The sequence below is a fragment of the Pseudomonas sp. 2(2015) genome, assembly GCF_000955865.1.
Taxonomy (GTDB): Bacteria; Pseudomonadota; Gammaproteobacteria; order Pseudomonadales; family Pseudomonadaceae; genus Aquipseudomonas.
The window spans coordinates 82,760-106,220 of the sequence record NZ_JYOF01000021.1 but is presented as its reverse complement, the minus strand read 5'-3'; the positions used below and the strand labels follow the sequence as shown (position 1 = coordinate 106,220).

Genomic DNA, 23,461 nt, shown 5'->3' with positions numbered 1-23,461 from the left:
TTCAGAATTTGGTCAAAGACAGGCCAGCCCAGGTTGCGAGCAGCCCGCCCAATACGCTGGCTCCGGCATACCCGAAGGCCAGCGGCGCCTGCCCGCTTTCGAGCAGGCGCACGGTGTCCAGTGAAAAGGATGAAAAGGTTGTCAGACCGCCGAGAAAGCCGACGATCAGGCCCGCGCGCAGCTCGACCGGCACCAGCGGGCGATGCAAAAACAGCCCGTAGAGCAAGCCGATCAGCAGGCAGCCGAGCAGATTGACCGCCAGCGTACCGAGATAGAAGTGGCGTGGCCAGTGTGCGTTGACCCAATTGGCCGTGGCAAAGCGCAGCAAGGTACCGGCGATGCCGCCGGCGCTGACCGCGGCGATCAGCGCAATCATGGTTTTCTCCGCTGCCGCGGGCTGTTGCGGTCGAGTTCGGCCAGGTGCCTGAGCTTCTCGCCGATCTTCAGTTCCAGGCCACGCGGCACCGGTTGGTAATAGTGGCGCGGCGCGAGGTTGTCGGGGAAGTAGTCCTCACCGGCAGCGTAGGCATCCGGCTCGTCGTGGGCGTAGCGGTATTCATCGCCATAGCCCAGTTGCTTCATCAGTTTTGTGGGCGCGTTGCGCAGGTGCAGCGGCACTTCCAGCGAGCCGTGCTCGCCGGCTTCGCGCAGGGCGGTCTTGAAGCCCATGTACACCGCGTTGCTCTTCGGTGCGCAGGCAAGGTAGGTAATGGCCTGGGCCACCGCCAGCTCGCCTTCGGGGCTGCCCAGGCGCTCCTGAACGTCCCAGGCCGCCAGGCACAGGCTCAGGGCGCGGGGGTCGGCGTTGCCGATGTCTTCGCTGGCCATGCGCACCACGCGGCGGGCGATGTACAGCGGGTCGCAGCCGCCATCGAGCATGCGCGCGAACCAGTACAGGGCGCCGTCGGGGTTGGAGCCGCGCACTGATTTGTGCAGCGCCGAGATCTGGTCATAGAAGGCTTCGCCGCCCTTGTCGAAACGCCGGCGGCTGTCGCCGAGCAGGCTCTGCAGCAGCTCGACGCCGATTTCGCCGCCGTCTTCGGCCAGGTCCGAGGCGTTTTCAAGAAAGTTGAGCATGCGCCGGCCATCGCCATCGGCGGCGGCCATGAGCATCTGGAAGGCTTCGTCGCCGACCCGCAACTGGCGCTTGCCCAGGCCGCGCTCTTCAGTCAGGGCGCGGTTGACCAGCTTGCGCAGCGCCGCTTCATCGAGGCTTTTCAGCACATACACCCGCGCCCGCGACAGCAGCGCGTTGTTGAGCTCGAACGAGGGGTTCTCGGTGGTGGCGCCGATGAAGATCAGCGTGCCGTCTTCCACATAGGGCAGAAAGGCATCTTGCTGGGACTTGTTGAAGCGGTGCACTTCATCGACGAACAGAATCGTCCGGCGCCCGTACTGCCCCGCCTGCTGCTTGGCGATGTCCACCGCGTGGCGGATTTCCTTGACCCCGGCCAACACCGCCGAAACGGTCTCGAAGTGGGCGTCGCAGAACTGCGCCAGCAGCCGCGCCAGGGTAGTCTTGCCGACCCCGGGCGGGCCCCAGAAGATCATCGAGTGCAGCGCGCCCGCTTCCAGTGCCTCGCGCAGCGGCTTGCCGCGGGCCAGCAGGTGCTCCTGGCCAACGTACTCGTCCAGGTTGGCCGGGCGCAGGCGCGCGGCCAGGGGCTGGGCTACGGGGTCGCTACGAAACAGGTCCATGAACGGCGGCTTGACCTCTTACTCTTTGATCACATCAGCGCCCTTGGGCACGTCGAACTTGAACTTGCTGGCCGGGATCTGCTCGTTGGCCTTCACCCCGGTGAACAGGATGTTGGTGCGCTGGCCGACGCTGTCGATCAGTTGCATGTCATTGACCAGGCCACGACGGAACGACAGGCGCAGCGAGTCGAACAGGGTGTCCTTGGTTTTCGGCTTGAGTACGAAATCCATGACCTCGCCCTGCTCCTTGGAGGTGATGTCGAAGCTCTGGCTGATCTTCGAGACGTCACCGGACAGCAGCAGTGCCGGGGTTTCGGTCAAACGCTGGTCAAGTTTCTTGATGGTAGCCTGTTCCAGGTCAGGGTCCCACAATGTGACGTTCTTGCCGTCCGAGACTACCACCTGCTCCTGTGGCGCGTCGGTGTGCCAGTAGAACAGGCCCGGGCGCTGCACGGCCATCTGCCCGGTGGTTTCCTGCAGCTGGGTGCCGGTGCCATCGAGGGTCAGCTGGGAGAAATTGGCGCTAATGGTTTTGGACTTGTCCAGCAACTGGGTCAGGCGCGCCGCATCGGCCTCGGCGGCAATTGCCGAAGCGCTGGACAGGGCCATAGCGGAAACCAACAGCATGCGAATCAGGCGCATGGAAATCCTCGTTGCAGTATGAAGGGGCCGACGGCCGTCACTGGCCGCCAGCAGGTTGGATCATCAGTCGCGGGACGGCCCGGGGGCAATCACTTCGCGCGAACCGTTGGTGTTCATGGCGGTGACCACCCCGGCCATTTCCATCGCCTCGATCATCCGCGCGGCGCGGTTGTAGCCGATCTTCAGCTTGCGCTGTACGGCGGAGATGGAGGCCCGGCGGCTTTCCAGCACGAACTGCACGGCTTCATCGTACAGCGCGTCGGTTTCGGCATCGTCGCCGTCACCACCGCCACTGCCGCCGTCGAAGCCGCTGCCGGCCTCTTCGACGCCGCTGAGGATGTCGTCGTTGTAGTCCGGGGCGCCTCGCAGCTTCCAGGCCTCGACCACGCGATGCACCTCGTCATCGGAGACGAAGGCGCCATGCACACGAATCGGCAGGCTGGTGCCCGGCGGCATGTAGAGCATGTCACCGTGGCCCAGCAACTGCTCGGCGCCGCCCTGGTCGATGATGGTCCGCGAGTCGATCTTGCTCGATACCTGGAAGGCCATCCGCGTCGGGATGTTGGCCTTGATCAGGCCGGTAATCACGTCCACCGATGGCCGCTGGGTGGCGAGAATCAGGTGGATACCGGCGGCACGGGCCTTCTGGGCGATACGCGCGATCAGCTCTTCAACCTTCTTGCCGACGATCATCATCATGTCGGCAAACTCGTCGACCACTACAACGATGGTCGGCAGGGTTTTCAGCAGCGGCGGCACGTCGTCCATGCTTTCGCGCTTGAACATCGGGTCGTAGATCGGCTCGCCGGCCTCTTCGGCATCCTTGACCTTGCGGTTGAAGCCGGCCAGGTTACGCACGCCCATGGCCGCCATCAGCTTGTAGCGCCGTTCCATCTCGGCGACGCTCCAGCGCAGGGCGTTGGCGGCGTCCTTCATGTCGGTGACCACCGGGCAGAGCAGGTGCGGAATGCCTTCGTAGATCGACAGCTCGAGCATTTTCGGGTCGATCATGATCAGCTTGGCGTCTTCCGGGCCCGACTTGAACAGGATCGACAGGATCATGGCGTTGACGCCCACCGACTTACCGGAACCGGTGGTACCGGCCACCAGCAGGTGCGGCATCTTGGCAAGGTCGGTGATCACCGGCTTGCCGCCGATGTCGTGGCCCAGGGCCATGGTCACCGGCGACTTGGCTTCGTCGTATTGCGGCGACGACAGCACCTCGGAGAAGCGCACGATCTGCCGGTCTTCGTTGGGAATCTCGATACCGACGGTGGTCTTGCCAGGGATCACTTCAACCACGCGCACGCTGGTCACGGCCAGGGAACGGGCCAGGTCCTTGGCCAGGTTGGCGATGCGGCTGACCTTGACGCCAGCGGCCGGCTGGATTTCGTACCGGGTAATCACCGGGCCTGGGTGGATCGAGTCTACCGAGACTTCGACGCCGAATTCCTTGAGCTTGATTTCCAGCAGGTGGCCAACCCCGGCCAGGGACTCTGGCGAGTAATTGACCTGCTTCTTCTCGGCAGGATCGAGGATCGAGATCGGCGGCAAGGTGCCTTCGATGGCGCTGTCGACGAACAGCGGCGCCTGTTTTTCTTTCTGCACGCGCTTGCTCGGCTCCGGCGCCTTGGCCGGGGCCGGCATGATCACCGGCGCCGGTTGCTGCACGCGCTCGGCAACATGCTTGCTCAGGGCCTGGTCGCGCTCGATGATGCGCTCCTTGGCCTTGGCCTGCTCGCGGCGGTCAGGGGCTACCGGGGCGACCACATCATGAACCTGGTCGTCGACCTCACGCAGCTGCGCCACCAGGCGCTTGCGCTCGTTGCGCGCTTCCCACCAGCGGTTGGCGGCGCCCTGGAACAGCTCGAACAGGTCGAGGGTGATCTTGCCGGTGATGTCCATGACCTTGAACCACGACAGGTCGGTGAACACGGTCAGGCCGAACAGGAACAGGGCGATGAACATCAGCGTGCTGCCCTGCACGTTCAGGGCGTTCTTGGCCAGGTCGCCAAGGCTTTCGCCCAGCGCACCACCGGCCGATGCCGGCAGGCTGGCGGCGGAATGGAAATGGATATGCGCCAGCGCCGCACCCGAAAGCACCAGGAACACCAGGCCGATCAAGCGCCAGGAAAACAGCCAGCCGCTCCACTGCCACGGCTGGTGGCGTTCGCGGAAGATCTGCCAGGTCTTGATCGCCAGCAGCAAGGGGAAGATGTAGGCGAAATAGCCCAGGACCATGAACAGGATGTCGGCGAAGTAGGCACCGGCACGGCCGGCGGCGTTCTGCACCTGCTCGACGTTGCTGGTGTGGCTGAAGCCCGGGTCGGCCTGGTCGTAGGTCAGCAAGGCCATCCACAGGTACAGGCACAGCGCGCCCACGGCGATCAGCGCACCTTCCTTGAGCCGATAGTGCAGCTGCTGGCGCCAGAGCGGCACGGGCAAGGGACTGGGTGTTGCGGTGGATTTCTTCAAAACGCGTCTATTCCTGCGCTCATTGCGCGTCCAACAGTGATTGACCCAACAGAACAGTCAACAAACCACTACTTTTAACATTACTGCCCGCCTACCGCCATGGCGGCACGCCAGAACACGCGTAAACGGGGGCCAATTTCCTATACAGCAATTTGAGCACGCATTTTCTTTTGTGACAAAGGCTTATGCGGTGTTTTTGTGCAAGTGTGACAACAAACGTCCAAGCAAGTTGCCAGACGGCACCACCGCTGCAGGAGCAGACTTGTCCCGCGAGGCTTTTTCAGGCCATGCTGGGCGCCCTCCCCTCCTCCATCATTGGACCACGATGCTGACCTGGCTGAGCCGCGACACCCTGACCTTCCCACCGCTGGACAAAGCCCTGCGCGACCCTAACGGCCTGCTCGCAGCCGGCGGCGACCTCAGCGCCGAGCGCCTGGTGCAGGCCTATCGCCATGGTTGCTTCCCCTGGTACCAGGACGGCCAGCCGATCCTCTGGTGGTCGCCCGACCCGCGTACCGTGCTGTTCCCCGACGAATTGCACGTGTCGCGCTCGCTGCGCAAGTTCATCCGCCAGGGCCACTACCAGGTCAGCTTCGACCAGGACTTTGCCGCGGTAATCGACGCCTGCGCCGCACCGCGCGCCTACGCCGACGGCACCTGGATCACCGACAGCATGCAGGCGGCCTACCTGCAGTTGCACCGGCAGGGCTTTGCCCATTCGGTCGAGGTACGCCGCAATGGCGAGCTGGTGGGCGGCCTGTACGGCCTGGCCATGGGCCGGCTGTTTTTCGGCGAATCGATGTTCAGCCGCGCCGACAACGCCTCCAAAGTCGGCTTCGTGGCGCTGGTCGAGCACCTGCAACAGGCAGGATTCGTCCTGATCGACTGTCAGATGCCTACCGACCACCTGCACAGCCTCGGCGCCCGCGCCATCGCCCGGGCCACGTTTGCCGACTACCTGCAGCGCTATCTCGACCAGCCCAACAGCGCCAGCTGGGTTTGCTAGGCGAGTTTTTCCAGCTGGCTTACACTTAAAACAAAAGCACCTCCCGAGGGGTTGATCATGACAGAGCTGGCGCGGTTGAAGTTTTATGCCACTCAACCCCATTCCTGCAGCTACCTGCCAGACGAGCAAGCCACCACGCTGTTCCTCGACCCGAGCCAGCCGATGGATGTTAACGTCTACGCAGACCTGTCGGAAATGGGCTTCCGGCGCAGCGGCGATCACCTGTATCGCCCGCATTGCCAGAACTGCAACGCCTGCGTGCCGGCGCGGATACCGGCTGCGCGCTTTTTGCCCAACCGCCAGCAAAAACGCATCCTCAAGCGCAACGCCGACATCACCGTGACGCCCGCCCGTCCGGCGTTCAAGGAGGAATACTTCGAGCTGTACCGGCGCTACATCGAGCAGCGCCACGCCGATGGCGACATGTACCCGCCAAGCCGCGACCAGTTTTCCACCTTTCTGGTCCGCGATCTGCCGTTTTCACGCTTTTACGAGTTTCGCCTGGACGGCCGCCTGCTGGCCGTGGCGGTCACCGACCTGCTGCCCAACGGCCTGTCGGCGGTATACACCTTCTACGAGCCGGACGAAGAGCGGCGCAGCCTGGGGCGCTTTGCCATCCTCTGGCAGATCACCGAAGCCCTGCGCCTGGGCCTGGACGCGGTCTACCTCGGTTACTGGATCAAAAACTGCAAAAAGATGAACTACAAGACCCAGTACCGCCCCATCGAGCTGCTGATCAATCAACGCTGGGTGACGCTGAACTGAAATCATTGGCTTGAAGGCCATTTTTCGGGCACAATGCACGCCACTTTTTTTGCCTGGCGCAGCTGTGCACCGGGCCATTAACTGGACACCGAGGGCTTTACTGCATGTCGAAAGAAGACAGCTTCGAAATGGAAGGCACTGTCGTCGACACCCTGCCCAACACCATGTTCCGTGTGGAGTTGGAAAATGGGCACGTCGTTACCGCGCACATCTCCGGAAAGATGCGCAAGAACTACATTCGTATTCTGACCGGTGACAAGGTCCGCGTCGAACTGACGCCTTACGACCTGAGCAAGGGGCGCATCACCTACCGCGCCCGCTAAGCGACACCAACAAAAACGCCCGGCTAAATGCCGGGCGTTTTTGTTGGCTCTGGAAAAGCGTCGCTGGCAAGTCGGGTCGCCGCACCGCAGCTCCCACAGGGATTGTGTGGGAGCTGGCTTGCCAGCGATGGGCTGCATAGCAGCCCCAGCCTGCCTTACGCCATCTCAGCCGTGGTCTCGAAGTCGAACACCAGTTCGCCATCGCGGATGTCGATGTGCACCACACCGCCATGCTCGGCCAGTTCGCCAAACAGGATCTCTTCGGCCAGCGGCCGTTTGATCTTGTCCTGGATCAGCCGCGCCATTGGCCGCGCGCCCATCTGCGCATCGTAGCCACCGGCCGCCAGCCAGCCGCGCGCCGCATCGCTCACCTCGAGCAACACGCGCTTGTCTTCCAGTTGCGCCTGCAGCTCGATGAGGAACTTGTCCACCACGCTCTTGATCGTCTCATGGCTGAGGCGGCCAAACTGGATGATGGTGTCCAGGCGGTTGCGGAACTCCGGCGTGAAGCTCTTCTTGATCACTTCCATGGCGTCGGATGAGTGATCTTGATGAGTGAAGCCGATCGAGGCTCGCGCAGCAGTTTCAGCACCGGCGTTGGTGGTCATGATGACGATGACGTTACGGAAGTCCGCCTTGCGCCCGTTGTTGTCGGTCAGGGTACCGTGGTCCATCACCTGCAGCAGCAGGTTGAAGACTTCCGGGTGGGCCTTCTCGATCTCATCGAGCAGCAGCACGCAGTGCGGCTGCTTGGTGATGGCTTCGGTGAGCAGGCCGCCCTGGTCGAAACCGACGTAGCCCGGAGGCGCACCGATCAGACGCGAGACGGTATGACGCTCCATGTACTCGGACATGTCAAAGCGTACCAGCTCGACACCCAGGGCCTTGGCCAACTGGCGCGCCGCTTCGGTTTTACCGACACCGGTAGGGCCGGCAAACAGGAACGAACCGACCGGCTTGTCTGGCGCCTTGAGACCGGCGCGTGACAGCTTGATGGCGGTGGCCAGCGAATCGATCGCCGCATCCTGGCCAAACACGGTCAGCTTGAGGTCGCGCTCCAGGTTACGCAGCAGCTCCTTGTCGGAACTGGTGACGTGTTTTGGCGGAATCCGCGCAATCTTGGCGACGATATCTTCGACTTGCGGCACGTCGATACGCTTGACGCGCATCTCCACCGGCTGCAGGCGCTGGTAGGCGCCAGCCTCGTCGATCACATCGATGGCCTTGTCGGGCATGTGCCGGTCGTTGATGTAGCGCGCTGCAAGCTCGGCAGCGGCGCGCAGGGCCTCATCGCTGTACTCGATGTTGTGGTGGCTCTCGAACCGCCCCTTGAGCCCACGCAGGATGCCCACGGTGTCTTCCACCGATGGCTCGCTCACATCAACCTTCTGGAAGCGCCGCGCCAGGGCCCGGTCTTTTTCGAAGATGCCGCGAAATTCCTGGAAGGTGGTCGAGCCGATGCAACGGATATCACCCGAAGACAGCAGCGGCTTGAGCAGGTTGGAGGCGTCCATCACCCCACCGGAGGCCGCACCGGCACCGATGATGGTGTGGATCTCGTCGATGAACAGGATCGCCTGCGGGCGTTTGCGCAGCTCATTGAGCAGCGCCTTGAAGCGCTTCTCGAAGTCGCCACGGTACTTGGTCCCGGCCAGCAACGCGCCCAGGTCCAGGGAGTAGACCACGCTTTGTGCCAGCAGGTCCGGCACCTGGCCATCGACGATGCGCTTGGCCAGGCCTTCGGCGATGGCGGTTTTACCGACACCGGCCTCGCCAACCAGCAGCGGGTTGTTCTTGCGCCGACGGGCGAGGATCTGCGCGACGCGCTCGACTTCGAGCTCACGGCCGACCAGCGGGTCGATGCGCCCTTGGCGGGCCTGTTCGTTGAGGTTGCTGGCATAGGCATCCAGGGGATTGCCCGACGATGAAGTTTCGCCGCCGTCCTCGTCCTGCATTTCTTGTTCGCCCTCGGAGTGTTCACCATGGCCCGGCACCTTGGAGATGCCGTGGGCGATGTAGTTGACCACGTCGATACGGGCCACGCTCTGCTGTTTAAGCAGGAACACGGCCTGGCTTTCCTGTTCGCTGAAAATCGCCACCAGCACGTTGGCACCGGTGACTTCACGCTTGCCCGAGCTCTGGACATGGAAGACTGCGCGCTGCAATACACGCTGGAAGCCCAGGGTTGGCTGGGTCTCACGGTCCTCGTCGTGCACGGGGATCAACGGCGTGGTGGAGTCGATGAACTCCTGCAGGTCGTGTTTGAGTTTGTCGAGGTTTGCGCCGCAGGCGCGCAGAACGGTCGCGGCGGCCTCATTATCCAATAGTGCCAGCAGCAGGTGCTCGACGGTCATGAACTCATGACGTTTCGAGCGTGCCTCCTTGAAGGCCAGATTGAGGGTGACTTCGAGCTCGCGGTTTAACATAGCTTCACCTCATACCCAAGTGGCCGGCGATTAACCGTCCTTCTCGATTTCACAGAGTAGCGGATGCTGGCTTTCCCTTGCGTATTGGTTGACCTGCATGGCCTTGGTCTCGGCGATGTCACGGGTAAACAATCCGCACACTGCCCGTCCTTCTGTGTGGACGGCCAGCATGACCTTGGTCGCCAGCTCGCGATTCAGGTTAAAAAACACCTCGAGCACTTCGACGACGAAATCCATCGGTGTGTAGTCATCGTTAAACAAAACCACCTTGTACATGGGTGGCGCCTGCAGGGCCGGTTTGGCCTCCTGTACCGCCAGGCCAGAACCATCGTCCTCATGCGATTGCGGGCGATCCTGATTGAATGTTAGTCGAATCTGGCTATGTGCATGCATGGAAAGAATTTCATCATTTCGACAGGTTGGTTTATGGGTTGACCGCACAGGCGACGCGGGACAGCCGTCACCTCACCTTGACTATCGGCAAAACGGTGTTACAACCAATAAGAACCCACCGTGGTCGATAAAGATCCGCGCAGTCAACCAGAATTTTCGCAGGTTCATATGCGGATGGAGTGGATGATACTCCAGTGATGGAGTCCTTTGCAGAGGGATATGAGGATGGCAAGCGGTAAAGTCAAGTGGTTCAACAACGCCAAGGGCTATGGCTTCATCAATGAAGACGGGAAAACAGAGGATCTGTTCGCGCACTACTCGGCTATCCAGATGGAAGGTTATAAAACCCTGAAAGCCGGACAATCCGTCAGCTTCGAGATCATCCAGGGCCCCAAAGGCTTGCATGCGGTCAAAATCGAGAGTGCGACCGCACCAACCACTGCCTCCCCCACCCCCAGCCCGCAAACGACTGAAGCCTGAGCCGGCGATCAGACAAAAGAAAACCGGCCAGCCCGCAAGGACTGGCCGGTTTTCTCGTGCCGCTTACATGTGCTTGATCAAGGCCTCACCGAAACCGGAGCTGCTGACCAGGGTCGCGCCGTCCATCAGGCGCTCGAAGTCGTAGGTCACGGTCTTGGCGGCGATGGCGCCGTTGGTACCCTTGATGATCAGGTCGGCCGCCTCGGTCCAGCCCAGGTGGCGCAGCATCATCTCGGCCGAGAGAATCACCGAACCAGGGTTGACCTGGTCCTTGCCGGCGTATTTCGGCGCAGTGCCGTGGGTAGCCTCGAACATTGCCACGGTGTCGGACAGGTTGGCACCCGGAGCGATACCGATGCCGCCGACTTCCGCCGCCAGCGCGTCGGACAGGTAGTCACCGTTGAGGTTGAGGGTGGCGATCACGTCGTATTCGGCCGGGCGCAGCAGGATCTGCTGGAGCATGGCGTCGGCGATGGCGTCCTTGACGATGACTTCACGGCCGGTTTTCGGGTTTTTGAACTTCATCCACGGGCCGCCATCGAGCAGCTCGGCGCCGAATTCGTTCTTGGCCACTTCGTAGCCCCAGTCCTTGAAGGCACCTTCGGTGAACTTCATGATGTTGCCCTTGTGCACAATGGTCAGCGACTTGCGGTCGTTGTCCACCACGTATTGCAGGGCCTTGCGCACCAGGCGCTGGGTGCCTTCTTTAGAGACCGGCTTGATGCCGATGCCGCAATCCTGGTCGAAACGGATCTTGGTGACGCCCATTTCTTCTTTGAGGAACTTGATGACCTTGGTCGCCTCGGGCGAACCGGCCTTCCATTCGATACCGGCATAGATGTCTTCGGAGTTTTCGCGAAAGATCACCATGTCGACGTCACCCGGCTTTTTCACCGGGCTGGGCACGCCCTGGAACCACACCACCGGGCGCAGGCAGACATACAGGTCAAGTTGCTGGCGCAGGGCCACGTTGAGGGAGCGGATACCGCCACCGACCGGGGTGGTCAGCGGGCCCTTGATGGAGACGACGTAGTCCTTGACCGCATCGAGGGTTTCCTGGGGCAGCCAGGTGTCCTGGTCGTATACCTGGGTGGCTTTCTCACCGGCGTAGACTTCCATCCAGGAAATCTTGCGCTTGCCCCCATAGGCTTTCTCTACAGCAGCATCAACCACTTTGATCATGACGGGGCTTACATCTACGCCAATGCCGTCGCCTTCGATGAACGGGATGATCGGATTATCAGGAACATTGAGAGAATGGTCCGCATTGACGGTGATTTTGTCGCCGACTGCCGGAACCTTGATTTTCTGGTATCCCATGCTGCACTCCGTTTTTTTTGGTGTGGTTCGTCATCTGGATCCCCTGAGCGTACCCCAGTTGAACGGCAACGGGAACCTCGTGCGCAAATGCCCTGCAATGGGGCAGCAACGCCTACATCTTTGGTCTAAAAAAGCCCCTGCGACGGGTTGATCTTGATCAATACGACCAAGGCTTTGGTATACTCGCCCGGTGACCAAAGGGTCACTGGGGGCGAACCGTCTGAAACGAGACCCGCGGCCCCGACAAGACTGGGCTGTTACCGCAGTTCAGCCGTTTGACACTCGACTGATGCAATCCACCATCACCGCCCAGAATCTTCGACCTTCTGCTCATGGATGTGTCTGAGCGAAGCGCCTACCCTGCGCACCTCGAGATTCTGCGCACGCTCAGCAAAACAGAGAGTTAACCCGAATATGCCCACCCGATCCAAGATCATCTACACCTTCACCGACGAAGCCCCCGCCCTCGCCACCTATTCACTGCTCCCCGTCATCGAAGCCTTCACCGCTTCTGCCGACATCGCCGTAGAAACCCGGGACATCTCTCTGGCCGGCCGCATCCTTTCTGCCTTCCCTGAACAGCTCGGCGCCGACAAGCAAGTGGCCGACCACCTGGCAGAACTGGGCCAACTGGCAACCACGCCAGAAGCCAACATCATCAAGCTGCCGAACATCAGCGCCTCGGTTCCGCAACTGAAGGCCGCGATCAAGGAACTGCAAGCCAAGGGCTTCAACATTCCTGATTACCCTGAAGCCGCCGCCAGCGATGCCGAGAAAGAAGCCAAGGCTCGCTACGACCGCATCAAGGGCAGTGCCGTCAACCCGGTCCTGCGTGAAGGCAACTCCGACCGCCGCGCACCGCTGTCGGTCAAGAACTACGCACGCAAGCACCCACACAAGATGGGCGCCTGGGCAGCCGACTCCAAGTCCCACGTGGCGCACATGAGCCAGGGCGACTTCTACGGCAGCGAGAAAGCCGCGCTGATCGAAGCCGATGACAGCCTGCGCATCGAACTGCTGGACAAGAATGGCAACACCACCGTTCTGAAAGAAAAAACCGCGGTCAAGGCCGGCGAAATCGTCGACTGCGCGGTCATGAGCACCAAGGCGCTGCGTAAATTCATCGCCGCCGAGATCGAAGACGCCAAAGCCAAGGGCGTCCTGCTGTCGGTCCACCTTAAAGCGACCATGATGAAGGTCTCCGACCCGATCATGTTCGGCCAGATCGTTGCCGAGTACTACCAGGACGCGCTGAACAAGCACGCTGACGTACTGGCGCAGATCGGCTTCAACCTGAACAACGGTATCGGCGACCTGTACGCCCGTATCAAGGCCCTGCCAGCCGAGCAGCAGGCGCAGATCGAAGCTGACGTCAAAGCCGTCTACGACGTTCGCCCGGCCCTGGCCATGGTCAACTCCGACAAGGGCATCACCAACCTGCACGTGCCGAGCGACGTTATCGTCGACGCCTCGATGCCGGCGATGATCCGTGACTCGGGCAAGATGTGGAACACCGAAGGCCAGCTGCAAGACACCAAGGCGGTGATTCCGGACCGTTGCTACGCCACCATCTACCAGGCCGTTATCGAAGACTGCAAGCAACACGGCGCCTTCGATCCGACCACCATGGGCAGCGTGCCGAACGTTGGCCTGATGGCGCAGAAAGCCGAAGAGTACGGCTCCCACGACAAGACCTTCCAGGCCAAGGCCGACGGCGTGATCCGCGTGGTTGACGGCAAGGGCAACCTGCTGCTGTCCCAGGACGTCGAAGCCGGCGACATCTTCCGCATGTGCCAGACCAAAGACGCGCCGATCCAGGACTGGGTCAAGCTGGCCGTCAACCGTGCCCGCGCCAGCAACACCCCGGCGCTGTTCTGGCTTGACCCGCAGCGTGCCCACGACGGCGTGCTGATCGAGAAGGTCCAGCAGTACCTGAAAGACCACGACACCGCAGGCCTGGACATCCGTGTCCTGTCGCCTGTCGAGGCCATGAAGGTTTCCCTGCAGCGCATCCGTGCTGGCCAGGACACCATCTCGGTCACCGGCAACGTGCTGCGCGACTACCTGACCGACCTGTTCCCGATCATGGAGCTGGGCACCAGCGCCAAGATGCTGTCGATCGTACCGCTGATGAACAACGGCGGCCTGTTCGAAACCGGCGCCGGCGGCTCGGCTCCAAAGCACGTACAGCAACTGGTTGAAGAAAACTTCCTGCGCTGGGATTCGCTGGGTGAGTTCCTGGCCCTGGCCGCCTCCCTGGAGCACCTGGGCAACGCCTACGCCAACCCGAAAGCCAAGGTACTGGCGGCGACCCTGGACCAGGCCACCGGCCAGTTCCTGGACACCAACAAGTCCCCGGCGCGCAAGGTTGGTGGTATCGACAACCGCGGCAGCCACTTCTACCTGACCCTGTACTGGGCCCAGGCCCTGGCCGCCCAGAGCGACGACGCCGCCCTGCAAGCGCGCTTCGCCCCACTGGCAAAAGCCCTGGCCGAGAACGAAGCGACCATCGTCGCCGAGCTCAACGCCGTCCAGGGCAAGCCGGCTGACATCGGTGGTTACTACTACCCGGATGCCGAGCTGACCAGCAAGGTGATGCGCCCGAGCCAGACCTTCAACAGCGCGATTGCCGCGCTGTAAGCTTGAAGGAATGAAAAAACCCCGGCCACGCACCGGGGTTTTTTAGCTTTAAGTATCAAGCTACAAGCTACAAGAAAGTGCCTTGCGCGCTCGGCTTTTACTTGTAGCTTGCAGCTTGAAACTTCCAACTTAGGGAGAGAATCGACCGTGCGCCCCCACATCACCGTCGCCACCATTATCGAAGACCAGGGCCGCTTCCTCATGGTCGAGGAATTCAAGGCCGGCAAGCACGTCTTCAACCAACCCGCCGGCCACCTGGAGGCCAACGAGAGCCTGCTCGACGCCGCCCGCCGCGAAACCCTCGAAGAAACCGCCTGGGAGGTCGAGCTGACCGGCGTGGTCGGCATCTACCTGTACACCGCCCCCAGCAACGGCGTGACCTACCAGCGCATCTGCTTCGCCGCCCGGGCGCTCAAGCACCACCCCGAGCGGGCCCTGGACAGCGACATCGTGCGCGCCGTGTGGCTGAGCCGCGAGGAGCTGCTGGCCGACCCCGAGCGCTGGCGCAGCGAACTGGTGCCCCGTTGCATCGACGATTACCTGGCCGGCCCGCTGCACAGCCTGGCGCTGATTCGCGACTGACAGCAACGATGCCTTGAAGGCCGCAGCCTGATAGAATCGTTGTCTTTTTCCAGATACACAGCCGGTACCTATGACCAGTCCAGCACTTTACGAACCCGAAAAGACACGCGTTATCGTCGGCATGTCCGGCGGCGTGGACTCTTCCGTCTCCGCCCTCCTGCTGATGGAGCAGGGCTACCAGGTGGAAGGCCTGTTCATGAAGAACTGGGAAGAGGACGACGGCACCGAATACTGCACCGCCCGCGAAGACCTGGCCGATGCCCAGGCCGTGTGCGACCGCATCGGCATCAAGCTGCATACCGCCAACTTCGCCGCCGAATACTGGGATAACGTCTTCGAGCACTTCCTGGCCGAATACAAGGCCGGACGCACGCCAAACCCGGACATCCTCTGCAACCGCGAAATCAAGTTCAAGGCCTTCCTCGACTACGCGCTGATGCTCGGTGCCGACCTGATCGCCACCGGTCACTACGTGCGCCGCCGCGACACCGATGGCCGTACCGAACTGCTCAAGGGCCTGGACCCGAACAAGGACCAGAGCTACTTCCTGCACGCCGTCGGCGGCAAGGAAATCGCCCGCACGCTGTTCCCGGTCGGCGAGCTGGAAAAACCCGAAGTGCGTGCCATCGCCGAGAAACACGGCCTGGCCACGGCCAAGAAGAAAGACTCCACCGGCATCTGCTTTATCGGCGAGCGGCGCTTCAGCGACTTCCTCAAGCAGTACCTACCCGCGCAGCCGGGCGAGATCCAGACCACCGACGGCGAAGTCATCGGTCGTCACCATGGCCTGATGTACCACACCATTGGCCAGCGCCAGGGCCTGGGCATCGGCGGCCTGAAAGACGCCGGCGACGAGCCGTGGTACGTACTGGAAAAAGACCTGACCCGCAACGTGCTGGTGGTCGGCCAGGGCAACGAACACCCCTGGCTGTTCTCCCGCGCCCTGCTCGCTTCAGAAATTTTCTGGGTCAACCCGATTGACCTTTCCAGCCCACGGCGCCTGACCGCCAAGGTGCGCTACCGCCAGAGCGACCAGCACTGCACCCTGGAGCAAACCCCGGGCGGCTACCGCGCGGTGTTCGACGAGCCGCAGCGGGCCGTGACCCCAGGCCAGTCGGTGGTGTTCTATGACGGCGAAATCTGCCTCGGCGGCGGCGTGATCGAAACCGCCGAGCCGTGGAGCGCGCGCGCATGAATGCCATGCAAGAGCAGTTGATCGCCCTGGGCGGCGTGTTCCAGGCTGCGGTACTGGTCGACCGTATCGCCCGCACCGGCCAGGCCAGCGAGGCCAACCTTGGCTGCATGCTGGGCAGCCTGCTGGTACGCGACCCCAAGGACACCCTGGAGGTGTTCGGCGGTGACGACCTGAACCTGCGCGACGGCTACCGCGCCCTGGCCAGCGCCCTGGAGCGCGACCCCGGCAGCCTGCAGCGCGAGCCGCTGCGCTATGCCCTGTCGATGCTGGGCCTTGAGCGCCAGCTGGCCAAGCGCGGCGACATGCTTGACGTGATTGGCAACCGCCTGCCGCAAATCCAGTCCCAGGCCGAGCATTTCGGCCTGGTGCATGAAAATGTCATCGCTTCCAGCGGCGCCCTGTACCAGGACACCCTGAGCACCCTGCGCCAGCGCATCCAGGTGCACGGCGACATGCGCCACCTGCAGCAGCCCAGCAACGCCTCGAAGATTCGCGCCCTGCTGCTTGCCGGCATCCGCGCCGCGCGCCTGTGGCGGCAGCTCGGCGGGCATCGCTGGCAGCTGGTGATCAGCCGGCGCAAACTGCTCAAAGAGCTGTATCCGATGTTGCGTGGCTGATAAAGCCATCGCGGGTCAAGCCCGCTCCCACAGAGGCTTCCTTCAACCTGTGGGAGCGGGCTTGACCCGCAAAAAAGCCAAAGAATTACCGGCAGACCATTTGTCAGCCACCCGACCCGGGCGCGTTTTTCATGTATGATATGCGCCCTTTTCAAAGCCTGACTGTCCGAGAACACCCCATGCAGCTTTCCTCGCTCACTGCGGTTTCCCCTGTTGACGGCCGCTACGCCGGCAAAACCCAGGCCCTGCGCCCTATTTTCAGCGAATACGGCCTGATCCGTTTCCGCGCCCTGGTCGAGGTTCGCTGGCTCCAGCGCCTGGCCGCCCACCCGCAAATCGCCGAGGTTCCGGCTTTTTCCGCCGAAGCCAACGCCCTGCTCAACGGCCTGGCCGATGAGTTCGCCCTCGAGCACGCCGAGCGCGTCAAAGAGATCGAGCGCACCACCAACCACGACGTCAAGGCCATCGAGTACCTGCTCAAGGAGCAGGCTGCCAAGCTGCCGGAGCTGGCCAAGGTCAGTGAATTCATCCACTTCGCCTGCACCAGCGAGGACATCAACAACCTGTCCCACGCCCTGATGCTGCGCGAAGGCCGCGACAGCGTGCTGCTGCCGCTGATGCGCCAGATCGCCCAGGCCATCCGCGAGCTGGCCCACCGCTTCGCCGACGTGCCGATGCTGTCGCGCACCCACGGCCAACCGGCTTCGCCGACCACCCTGGGTAAAGAGCTGGCCAACGTCGTCTACCGTCTGGAGCGCCAGATCGCTCAGGTTGCCGCCGTGCCGCTGCTGGGCAAAATCAACGGCGCCGTGGGCAACTACAACGCCCACCTGTCGGCCTACCCGCAAATCGACTGGGAAGCCAACGCCCGCGCTTTCATCGAAGACGAGCTGGGCCTGGTGTTCAACCCCTACACCACGCAGATCGAGCCGCACGACTACATCGCCGAGCTGTTCGACGCGATCGCCCGCTTCAACACCATCCTGATCGACTTCGACCGCGACGTCTGGGGCTACATCTCCCTGGGCTACTTCAAGCAGCGCACCATCGCTGGCGAAATCGGCTCCTCGACCATGCCGCACAAGGTCAACCCGATCGACTTCGAAAACTCCGAAGGCAACCTGGGTATCGCCAACGCCCTATTCCAGCACCTGGCCAGCAAGCTGCCGGTGTCGCGCTGGCAGCGTGACCTGACCGACTCCACCGTGCTGCGCAACCTGGGCGTCGGTTTCGCCCACAGCGTGATCGCCTACGAGGCCAGCCTCAAAGGCATCAGCAAGCTGGAAATCAACCAAGCGCGTATCGCCGAAGACCTCGACGCCTGCTGGGAAGTGCTCGCCGAGCCGATCCAGACCGTCATGCGCCGCTACAACATCGAGAACCCCTACGAGAAGCTCAAGGAGCTGACCCGTGGCAAAGGCATCAGCCCCGAAGCGCTGCTGACCTTCATCGATGGCCTGGACATGCCTGCAGAGGCTCGCAGCGAGCTGAAGAAGCTGACGCCAGCCTCCTACATCGGTAATGCCGCGGCTCAAGCCAAACGCGTCTGATCTGCGCCCTGCGCGTAAACGCCCGGCTCAGCCGGGCGTTTTTATTACCGAAAGAAAATTACTTTTTTTCAATAGGTTACACATGAATCCTGATACTCCTCTGCAGCTTCTGGGCGGCCTCACTGCCCGCGAATTCATGCGCGACTACTGGCAGAAGAAACCCCTGCTGGTGCGCCAGGCCTTCCCGGACTTCGAAAGCCCGATCGATGCCGACGAACTGGCCGGCCTGGCCCTGGAAGAAGAAGTCGAATCGCGCCTGGTCATCGAGCATGGCGAGCGCCCTTGGGAGCTGCGCCGCGGCCCGTTCGAAGAAGACGCCTTCAGCACCCTGCCCGAGCGCGACTGGACCCTGCTGGTGCAAGCGGTCGATCAGTTCGTGCCGGAAGTCGGCGAGCTGCTCGAGCACTTTCGCTTCCTGCCAAGCTGGCGCATCGACGATGTGATGATCAGCTACGCCGCGCCCGGCGGCAGCGTCGGCCCGCACTTCGACAACTACGACGTGTTCCTGCTGCAAGGCCAGGGCAAGCGCAACTGGAAGATCGGCCAGATGTGCGACAGCGACAGCCCGCTGCTGGAGCACGCCGACCTGCGCATCCTGGCTGAATTCGAACAGAGCGAGGAGTGGTCCCTGGAGCCCGGCGACATGCTCTACCTGCCGCCGCGCCTGGCCCACTACGGCATTGCCGAAGATGACTGCCTGACTTACTCGGTAGGCTTCCGCGCCCCGGGCGCCGCTGAAGTGCTGACCCACTTCACCGACTTCCTCAGCCAGTTCCTGCCTGACGAAGAGCGCTACACCGACGCCGATGCCGAGCCGGTCAGCGACCCGCACCAGATCCAGCACGATGCCCTCGACCGCCTGAAGAAGCTGCTCACCGAACACATGGGTGACGAGCGCCTGCTGCTGACCTGGTTCGGCCAGTTCATGACCGAGCCGCGTTATCCGGAGCTGGTCAGCGGCGAGCCGCTGGACGAAGCCGACCTGATCGAGAGCCTGGCTGAAGGCGCGATCCTGATCCGCAACCCGAGCGCGCGCCTGGCCTGGTCGGAAGTCGATGACAACCTGCTGCTGTTCGCCAGCGGCCAGAGCCGCCTGCTGCCGGGCGAGCTGCGCGAGCTGCTGAAGCTGATCTGCGCCGCCGACGCGTTGCACATTGAAAACCTTGAGCAGTGGCTTGAAAACGATCAAGGCATTACCTTGATCTGCGAACTGGTCAAACAAGGAAGCCTGGGGTTCGCCAATGAATAAGATTCGCGTCCGTCTCGCCGACTGGCAAAAAGACAACGCTGACATCCGCCGTATTCGTGAAGCCGTGTTCATCGCCGAACAGAACGTGCCGCCGGAGCTGGAGTGGGATGCCGACGACAACACCGCCGTGCATTTCCTCGCCATGGAAGGTGACTACGCCATCGGCACCGCGCGCCTGCTGCCTGACGGCCAGATCGGCCGGGTTTCGGTGCTCAAGGACTGGCGCGGGCTGAAGGTCGGTGACGCGCTGATGCAGGCGGTCATCGTCGAAGCACAGAACCGCGACCTCAAACAGCAGATGCTCAGCGCCCAGGTGCATGCCACGCCGTTCTACGAGCGCCTTGGCTTCAAGGTGGTCAGCGAAGAGTTCCTCGAGGCGGGCATTCCGCACGTGGACATGGTGCGCGAGTCGCGCGAGCTGGCCTAAAAGCATCGCGGGTCAAGCCCGCTCCCACAGTGGGAGCGGGCTTGACCCGCGATGAGGGCGGCAAAACCCCAACAAATTTGCCATCATGTCCGTTCCACCCGCGGAGATCATGGACATGCCGCTACGCCCCCTTCTCGCCTCCCTGCTTCTGTCGTTCAGCCTGAGTGCGCTGGCCGCCACCGAAGTCCTGCCGCTGAGTCACCGCACCAGCGCTGAAATCCTCCCCACCGCGCAAGCCTTCATCGGCAAGGACGGCAGCGTCAGCGCCTTTGAAAACAAACTGATCGTCAACGCCGAACCCGAACGCATCGACGACCTGCGCACCCTGCTGCAGCAACTGGACACCGCGCCGCGCAGGCTTCTGATCAGCGTCGACAACAACGACAGCAACTTCCAGGACAACCGCGGCAATGCCCGGGTCATCCGCTACGGCACCGCCAACCGCGAAGGCGGCCTGCAACAGGTGCAAGCCAGCGAAGGCAGCCCGGCGCTGATCCAGGTCGGCCAGAGCATCCCGATCACCAGCACCAGTACCGATGGCTACGGCCGGGTGCAGAGCGACACCGAATACCGCAACGTCACCCAGGGCTTCTACGTCACCGCCAGCGTTACTGGCGACACCGTGCACCTGAACATCAGTACCAACAATGACCGGATGAGCCAGGAACGTCCTGATGTAGTGAAGGTGCAAAGTACCGACACAAAAGTCAGTGGCAAGCTCGGTGAGTGGATCACCTTGGCCGGGGTCAACCAGCAGAGTCAGTCCGAACGCAGTGCTTCAGCGCTCAGTTACAGCACCCAGCGCGGTGAAAACATGACATTGCGGGTAAAAGTCGACGCTTTGGACTGAACCCAGACAAATCAAGGCCTCGACCAAAGGCCTCGAAACTGACTGAGGAGTCGCATTAGACGAAAGATGTAGTGGTAATAAAAAACCACTACAAAACATTTGACGACCCCGAACCGCCGAGGCATGATGGCCCCGCTCCCGCTAATCAGAGGCCCTGGCAAGGGCTTTCGAGCCGCGCTCTAACCTATCCACCTGAGCCGACTCGTGTCTGTACCGCCCACAAGGCAGTTTGACGAGATTGCGACTGGAACGAAGTTGTCCCGAGGGACGGAAGCGCATCAAAAGGTACCCGGCAGCACTGTTCACTGCAGTTCGGCAACCACGAGCCACCCTGCAGCGAAAACCTCGCCCACCTGCTCACTTCCCCCTTCGAGCCCCATCGTTCGACCGTCGCATATTTCGCCCATACTGACCTTTGCCAGGCTTCTGATCTGCGCAGTAGAGAGCGAGAATTTTTACCCAAGACCGATGCGACGAGGTTTATTTCCATGGCACTGACACGCGAACAGCAAATTGCAGCCCTCGAAAAAGACTGGGCCGAGAACCCGCGCTGGAAAGGCGTGACCCGTACCTACACCGCCGCTGATGTCGTTCGTCTGCGTGGCTCGATCCAGCCTGAGCACACCCTGGCCCGTCTGGGTGCCGAGAAGCTGTGGAAGCTGGTCACCCAGGGCGCACACCCGTCCTTCCGTCCAGAAAAAGATTTCGTCAACTGCATGGGCGCCCTGACCGGCGGCCAGGCGGTACAACAGGTCAAAGCCGGTATCCAGGCCATCTACCTGTCCGGCTGGCAAGTGGCTGCCGACAACAACTCGGCCGAATCCATGTACCCGGACCAGTCGCTGTACCCGGTGGACTCGGTGCCAACCGTGGTCAAGCGCATCAACAACTCGTTCCGTCGCGCTGACCAGATCCAGTGGAAAGCCGGCAAGAACCCGGGCGACGAAGGCTACATCGACTACTTCGCGCCGATCGTGGCTGACGCCGAAGCCGGTTTCGGTGGCGTACTGAACGCCTACGAGCTGATGAAGAACATGATCGAAGCAGGCGCCGCCGGCGTGCACTTCGAAGACCAGCTGGCCTCGGTGAAAAAATGCGGCCACATGGGCGGCAAGGTACTGGTTCCTACCCAGGAAGCCGTACAGAAGCTGAGCGCTGCCCGTCTGGCGGCCGACGTTGCCGGCGTACCGACCATCATCCTGGCCCGTACCGACGCCAACGCCGCTGACCTCTTGACCAGCGACTGCGACCCGTACGACCAGCCGTTCGTGGTTGGCGAGCGTACCCAGGAAGGCTTCTACAAGGTTCGTGCCGGCCTCGATCAAGCCATCGCCCGCGGCCTGGCCTACGCGCCATACGCCGACCTGATCTGGTGTGAAACCGCCAAGCCGGACCTGGACGAAGCCCGCCGCTTCGCCGAAGCGATCAAGAAGGAATACCCGGACCAGATCCTGTCGTACAACTGCTCGCCTTCCTTCAACTGGAAGAAGAACCTGGACGACGCCACCATCGCCAAGTTCCAGCGCGAGCTGTCGGCCATGGGCTACAAGCACCAGTTCATCACCCTGGCCGGTATCCACAACATGTGGCACGGCATGTTCAACCTGGCGCACGACTACGCCCGCAACGACATGACCGCCTACGTCAAGCTGCAAGAGCAAGAGTTCGCTGACGCCTCGAAAGGCTACACCTTCGTCGCCCACCAGCAGGAAGTCGGCACCGGCTACTTCGACGACATGACCACCGTGATCCAGGGTGGCAAGTCTTCGGTAACCGCACTGACCGGTTCGACTGAAGAAGAGCAGTTCCACTGATCGCTGATCGGTTGCTGACATTCGGGTAACACGCAAGACCCGGGGCCTGTGATGGGGCCCCGGGTTTTGTTTTTTGTGGGAGCGGGCTTGCCCCGCGATAGCGATGTTGCTGATTGACCGCTATCGCGGGTCAAGCCCGCTCCTACAGGCTATGCTAGGTGCACAACAACACCAAGGATCGGCCATGTCCCGCCCTGTCACCCTGCTCTGCCTGGCCCTGCTGGGCGCAGCCTTCTATATATATGCACTGGCCAGCGCCAATGCACTGCTGGGGCTGGCGGTCAAGCCGATCCCGGTGCTGGCGCTGATCTACTGGCTTAGCACCGCAGAGCCAACCCCCTACCGGCGCTGGATCATCATTGGCCTGGGCTTTTCCTTGCTCGGCGACATCCTCCTGGCCGTACCGGGCGACCTGTTCGTGTTTGGCCTGGCGGCCTTTCTCTGCGCGCACCTGGCCTACCTGCGCGGCTACCTGGGTGAGAACCGCCAACTGGCGCCCGCGGCCCTGCTCGGTTCGGCGATTGTCGGCGCGTTACTGCTGGGGCTGCTGATCAGCTCCGGCCTGGGTGAACTGCTGATACCGGTCACCGTGTACGCCCTGGCCATCAGCGCCATGCTCTGGCGCGCCCTGGCCTGTGGCGGCCTGGCAGCGCTGGGCGCGGTGTCTTTCGTGTTTTCCGACAGCCTGATCGGCATCGACCGCTTCGTCAGCCCGTTCGGCGCCGCCCAGTACCTGATCATCATTGCCTACTGGCTGGGGCAATGGGCGATTGCCGCCTCGGCCTACACCAGGCAACCGGCAAAAGCCTTGATCCAGAGCGCGGCGGGGCAAGAAAAAACAGGTTAAAACACAGGGTGTGGAAACTTGCGGGTGACGACCATGTTGCACAACTTTGTAGTTGACTCGAACAGTAGGACTAATCGCACCGCTTCAAATGATATTAATTATCATTACGAAGTTGCTGGTTCATTACGTTTTACAAGAAACATAATTAACAGAACCCGGGGC

At 62.1% G+C, this 23,461-nt stretch carries 21 protein-coding genes; 14 read left to right on the top strand and 7 right to left on the bottom strand.

The features are described from left to right. Position 1: 1 nt before the first annotated feature. The 4 genes from crcB to ftsK form a co-directional block, all read right to left on the bottom strand. Positions 2-376 (bottom strand): fluoride efflux transporter CrcB, encoded by a 375-nt coding sequence (crcB, locus tag UB48_RS23885; RefSeq protein ID WP_045201406.1) that lies wholly within the window; start codon positions 374-376, stop codon positions 2-4. After that, positions 373-1,698, bottom strand: coding sequence for a replication-associated recombination protein A (locus tag UB48_RS23880; protein ID WP_045201405.1), 1,326 nt, complete (start codon positions 1,696-1,698; stop codon positions 373-375). The genes crcB and UB48_RS23880 overlap by 4 nt, the downstream gene beginning before the upstream one ends. Before the next feature lie 18 nt (positions 1,699-1,716). Continuing rightward, a complete protein-coding gene (gene lolA, locus UB48_RS23875) occupies positions 1,717-2,340 on the bottom strand; it encodes an outer membrane lipoprotein chaperone LolA (protein WP_045201404.1) in 624 nt (207 codons plus the stop codon). Positions 2,341-2,403: 63 nt separating this feature from the next. Then, positions 2,404-4,815, bottom strand: a complete 2,412-nt coding sequence (ftsK, locus tag UB48_RS23870; protein ID WP_045201403.1) for a DNA translocase FtsK — start codon at positions 4,813-4,815, stop codon at positions 2,404-2,406. 325 nt (positions 4,816-5,140) lie between these two features. On the opposite strand from ftsK, the gene aat reads away from it, so the two are divergent. The 3 genes from aat to infA all read left to right on the top strand — a co-directional run bounded on the left by aat (position 5,141) and on the right by infA (position 6,909). Then, positions 5,141-5,821, top strand: a complete 681-nt coding sequence (gene aat / locus UB48_RS23865) for a leucyl/phenylalanyl-tRNA--protein transferase (RefSeq protein WP_045201402.1) — start codon at positions 5,141-5,143, stop codon at positions 5,819-5,821. A gap of 57 nt (positions 5,822-5,878) precedes the next feature. Continuing rightward, positions 5,879-6,586 (top strand): arginyltransferase, encoded by a 708-nt coding sequence (locus UB48_RS23860; RefSeq protein ID WP_045201401.1) that lies wholly within the window; start codon positions 5,879-5,881, stop codon positions 6,584-6,586. Positions 6,587-6,690: 104 nt separating this feature from the next. Then, positions 6,691-6,909 (top strand): translation initiation factor IF-1, encoded by a 219-nt coding sequence (gene infA / locus UB48_RS23855; RefSeq protein ID WP_002553999.1) that lies wholly within the window; start codon positions 6,691-6,693, stop codon positions 6,907-6,909. A 155-nt stretch (positions 6,910-7,064) separates the two neighbouring features. Here the strand turns inward: infA and clpA are convergent, their stop codons facing one another. Then, a complete protein-coding gene (gene clpA / locus UB48_RS23850; protein WP_045201400.1) occupies positions 7,065-9,335 on the bottom strand; it encodes an ATP-dependent Clp protease ATP-binding subunit ClpA in 2,271 nt (756 codons plus the stop codon). A 30-nt stretch (positions 9,336-9,365) separates the two neighbouring features. After that, the gene (gene clpS / locus UB48_RS23845; protein ID WP_009400967.1) at positions 9,366-9,728 is read right to left on the bottom strand and encodes an ATP-dependent Clp protease adapter ClpS; all 363 of its coding nucleotides are present in this window, start codon (positions 9,726-9,728) and stop codon (positions 9,366-9,368) included. Between the two features lie 225 nt (positions 9,729-9,953). On the opposite strand from clpS, the gene cspD reads away from it, so the two are divergent. Beyond that, on the top strand, positions 9,954-10,208 hold the full coding sequence (gene cspD, locus UB48_RS23840) for a cold shock domain-containing protein CspD (RefSeq protein WP_045201399.1): 255 nt from the start codon (positions 9,954-9,956) through the stop codon (positions 10,206-10,208). A 63-nt stretch (positions 10,209-10,271) separates the two neighbouring features. Here cspD and icd read toward each other — a convergent pair whose 3' ends face one another. Next, positions 10,272-11,528, bottom strand: coding sequence for an NADP-dependent isocitrate dehydrogenase (gene icd / locus UB48_RS23835; RefSeq protein WP_045201398.1), 1,257 nt, complete (start codon positions 11,526-11,528; stop codon positions 10,272-10,274). Positions 11,529-11,942: 414 nt separating this feature from the next. Here icd and UB48_RS23830 point away from each other — a divergent pair, with 414 nt between their 5' ends. The 10 genes from UB48_RS23830 (at position 11,943) to UB48_RS23785 (ending at position 23,299) form a co-directional block, all read left to right on the top strand. After that, positions 11,943-14,168, top strand: a complete 2,226-nt coding sequence (locus UB48_RS23830) for an NADP-dependent isocitrate dehydrogenase (protein ID WP_045201397.1) — start codon at positions 11,943-11,945, stop codon at positions 14,166-14,168. 147 nt (positions 14,169-14,315) lie between these two features. Beyond that, the gene (locus tag UB48_RS23825; RefSeq protein WP_082075505.1) at positions 14,316-14,750 is read left to right on the top strand and encodes an NUDIX hydrolase; all 435 of its coding nucleotides are present in this window, start codon (positions 14,316-14,318) and stop codon (positions 14,748-14,750) included. Between the two features lie 70 nt (positions 14,751-14,820). Next, positions 14,821-15,945: a tRNA 2-thiouridine(34) synthase MnmA gene (gene mnmA, locus UB48_RS23820; RefSeq protein WP_045201396.1), complete on the top strand. Its 1,125-nt coding sequence runs from the start codon at positions 14,821-14,823 to the stop codon at positions 15,943-15,945. Continuing rightward, entirely contained in the window at positions 15,942-16,562 is a 621-nt protein-coding gene (hflD, locus tag UB48_RS23815) for a high frequency lysogenization protein HflD (RefSeq protein ID WP_045201395.1), read from the top strand. The genes mnmA and hflD overlap by 4 nt, the downstream gene beginning before the upstream one ends. Positions 16,563-16,741: 179 nt before the next feature. Continuing rightward, positions 16,742-18,112 carry an adenylosuccinate lyase gene (purB, locus tag UB48_RS23810; protein ID WP_010226761.1) on the top strand — a complete coding sequence of 457 codons (1,371 nt, stop codon included), beginning with the start codon at positions 16,742-16,744 and terminating at the stop codon, positions 18,110-18,112. An 82-nt stretch (positions 18,113-18,194) separates the two neighbouring features. After that, positions 18,195-19,361: a cupin domain-containing protein gene (locus tag UB48_RS23805; RefSeq protein ID WP_045201394.1), complete on the top strand. Its 1,167-nt coding sequence runs from the start codon at positions 18,195-18,197 to the stop codon at positions 19,359-19,361. Next, positions 19,354-19,788 carry a GNAT family N-acetyltransferase gene (locus tag UB48_RS23800; RefSeq protein WP_038996039.1) on the top strand — a complete coding sequence of 145 codons (435 nt, stop codon included), beginning with the start codon at positions 19,354-19,356 and terminating at the stop codon, positions 19,786-19,788. Before UB48_RS23805 ends, UB48_RS23800 begins: the two co-directional genes overlap by 8 nt. Positions 19,789-19,903: 115 nt before the next feature. Further along, a complete protein-coding gene (locus UB48_RS23795; RefSeq protein WP_045201505.1) occupies positions 19,904-20,638 on the top strand; it encodes a secretin N-terminal domain-containing protein in 735 nt (244 codons plus the stop codon). A 488-nt stretch (positions 20,639-21,126) separates the two neighbouring features. Further along, positions 21,127-22,452: an isocitrate lyase gene (gene aceA, locus UB48_RS23790; RefSeq protein ID WP_038996041.1), complete on the top strand. Its 1,326-nt coding sequence runs from the start codon at positions 21,127-21,129 to the stop codon at positions 22,450-22,452. A 184-nt stretch (positions 22,453-22,636) separates the two neighbouring features. Further along, positions 22,637-23,299: a lysoplasmalogenase gene (locus tag UB48_RS23785; RefSeq protein WP_045201393.1), complete on the top strand. Its 663-nt coding sequence runs from the start codon at positions 22,637-22,639 to the stop codon at positions 23,297-23,299. Positions 23,300-23,461 lie beyond the last annotated feature (162 nt).

Excerpts from the sequence above, each read along its gene's own strand:
- crcB (WP_045201406.1), bottom strand. The coding sequence starts at position 376 with ATGATTGCGCTGATCGCCGCGGTCAGCGCCGGCGGCATCGCCGGTACC.
- UB48_RS23880 (WP_045201405.1), bottom strand. The coding sequence starts at position 1,698 with ATGGACCTGTTTCGTAGCGACCCCGTAGCCCAGCCCCTGGCCGCGCGC.
- lolA (WP_045201404.1), bottom strand. The coding sequence starts at position 2,340 with ATGCGCCTGATTCGCATGCTGTTGGTTTCCGCTATGGCCCTGTCCAGC.
- aat (WP_045201402.1), top strand. The coding sequence starts at position 5,141 with ATGCTGACCTGGCTGAGCCGCGACACCCTGACCTTCCCACCGCTGGAC.
- UB48_RS23860 (WP_045201401.1), top strand. The coding sequence starts at position 5,879 with ATGACAGAGCTGGCGCGGTTGAAGTTTTATGCCACTCAACCCCATTCC.
- infA (WP_002553999.1), top strand. The coding sequence starts at position 6,691 with ATGTCGAAAGAAGACAGCTTCGAAATGGAAGGCACTGTCGTCGACACC.
- clpA (WP_045201400.1), bottom strand. The coding sequence starts at position 9,335 with ATGTTAAACCGCGAGCTCGAAGTCACCCTCAATCTGGCCTTCAAGGAG.
- clpS (WP_009400967.1), bottom strand. The coding sequence starts at position 9,728 with ATGCATGCACATAGCCAGATTCGACTAACATTCAATCAGGATCGCCCG.
- cspD (WP_045201399.1), top strand. The coding sequence starts at position 9,954 with ATGGCAAGCGGTAAAGTCAAGTGGTTCAACAACGCCAAGGGCTATGGC.
- icd (WP_045201398.1), bottom strand. The coding sequence starts at position 11,528 with ATGGGATACCAGAAAATCAAGGTTCCGGCAGTCGGCGACAAAATCACC.
- UB48_RS23830 (WP_045201397.1), top strand. The coding sequence starts at position 11,943 with ATGCCCACCCGATCCAAGATCATCTACACCTTCACCGACGAAGCCCCC.
- mnmA (WP_045201396.1), top strand. The coding sequence starts at position 14,821 with ATGACCAGTCCAGCACTTTACGAACCCGAAAAGACACGCGTTATCGTC.
- hflD (WP_045201395.1), top strand. The coding sequence starts at position 15,942 with ATGAATGCCATGCAAGAGCAGTTGATCGCCCTGGGCGGCGTGTTCCAG.
- purB (WP_010226761.1), top strand. The coding sequence starts at position 16,742 with ATGCAGCTTTCCTCGCTCACTGCGGTTTCCCCTGTTGACGGCCGCTAC.
- UB48_RS23805 (WP_045201394.1), top strand. The coding sequence starts at position 18,195 with ATGAATCCTGATACTCCTCTGCAGCTTCTGGGCGGCCTCACTGCCCGC.
- UB48_RS23800 (WP_038996039.1), top strand. The coding sequence starts at position 19,354 with ATGAATAAGATTCGCGTCCGTCTCGCCGACTGGCAAAAAGACAACGCT.
- UB48_RS23795 (WP_045201505.1), top strand. The coding sequence starts at position 19,904 with ATGCCGCTACGCCCCCTTCTCGCCTCCCTGCTTCTGTCGTTCAGCCTG.
- aceA (WP_038996041.1), top strand. The coding sequence starts at position 21,127 with ATGGCACTGACACGCGAACAGCAAATTGCAGCCCTCGAAAAAGACTGG.
- UB48_RS23785 (WP_045201393.1), top strand. The coding sequence starts at position 22,637 with ATGTCCCGCCCTGTCACCCTGCTCTGCCTGGCCCTGCTGGGCGCAGCC.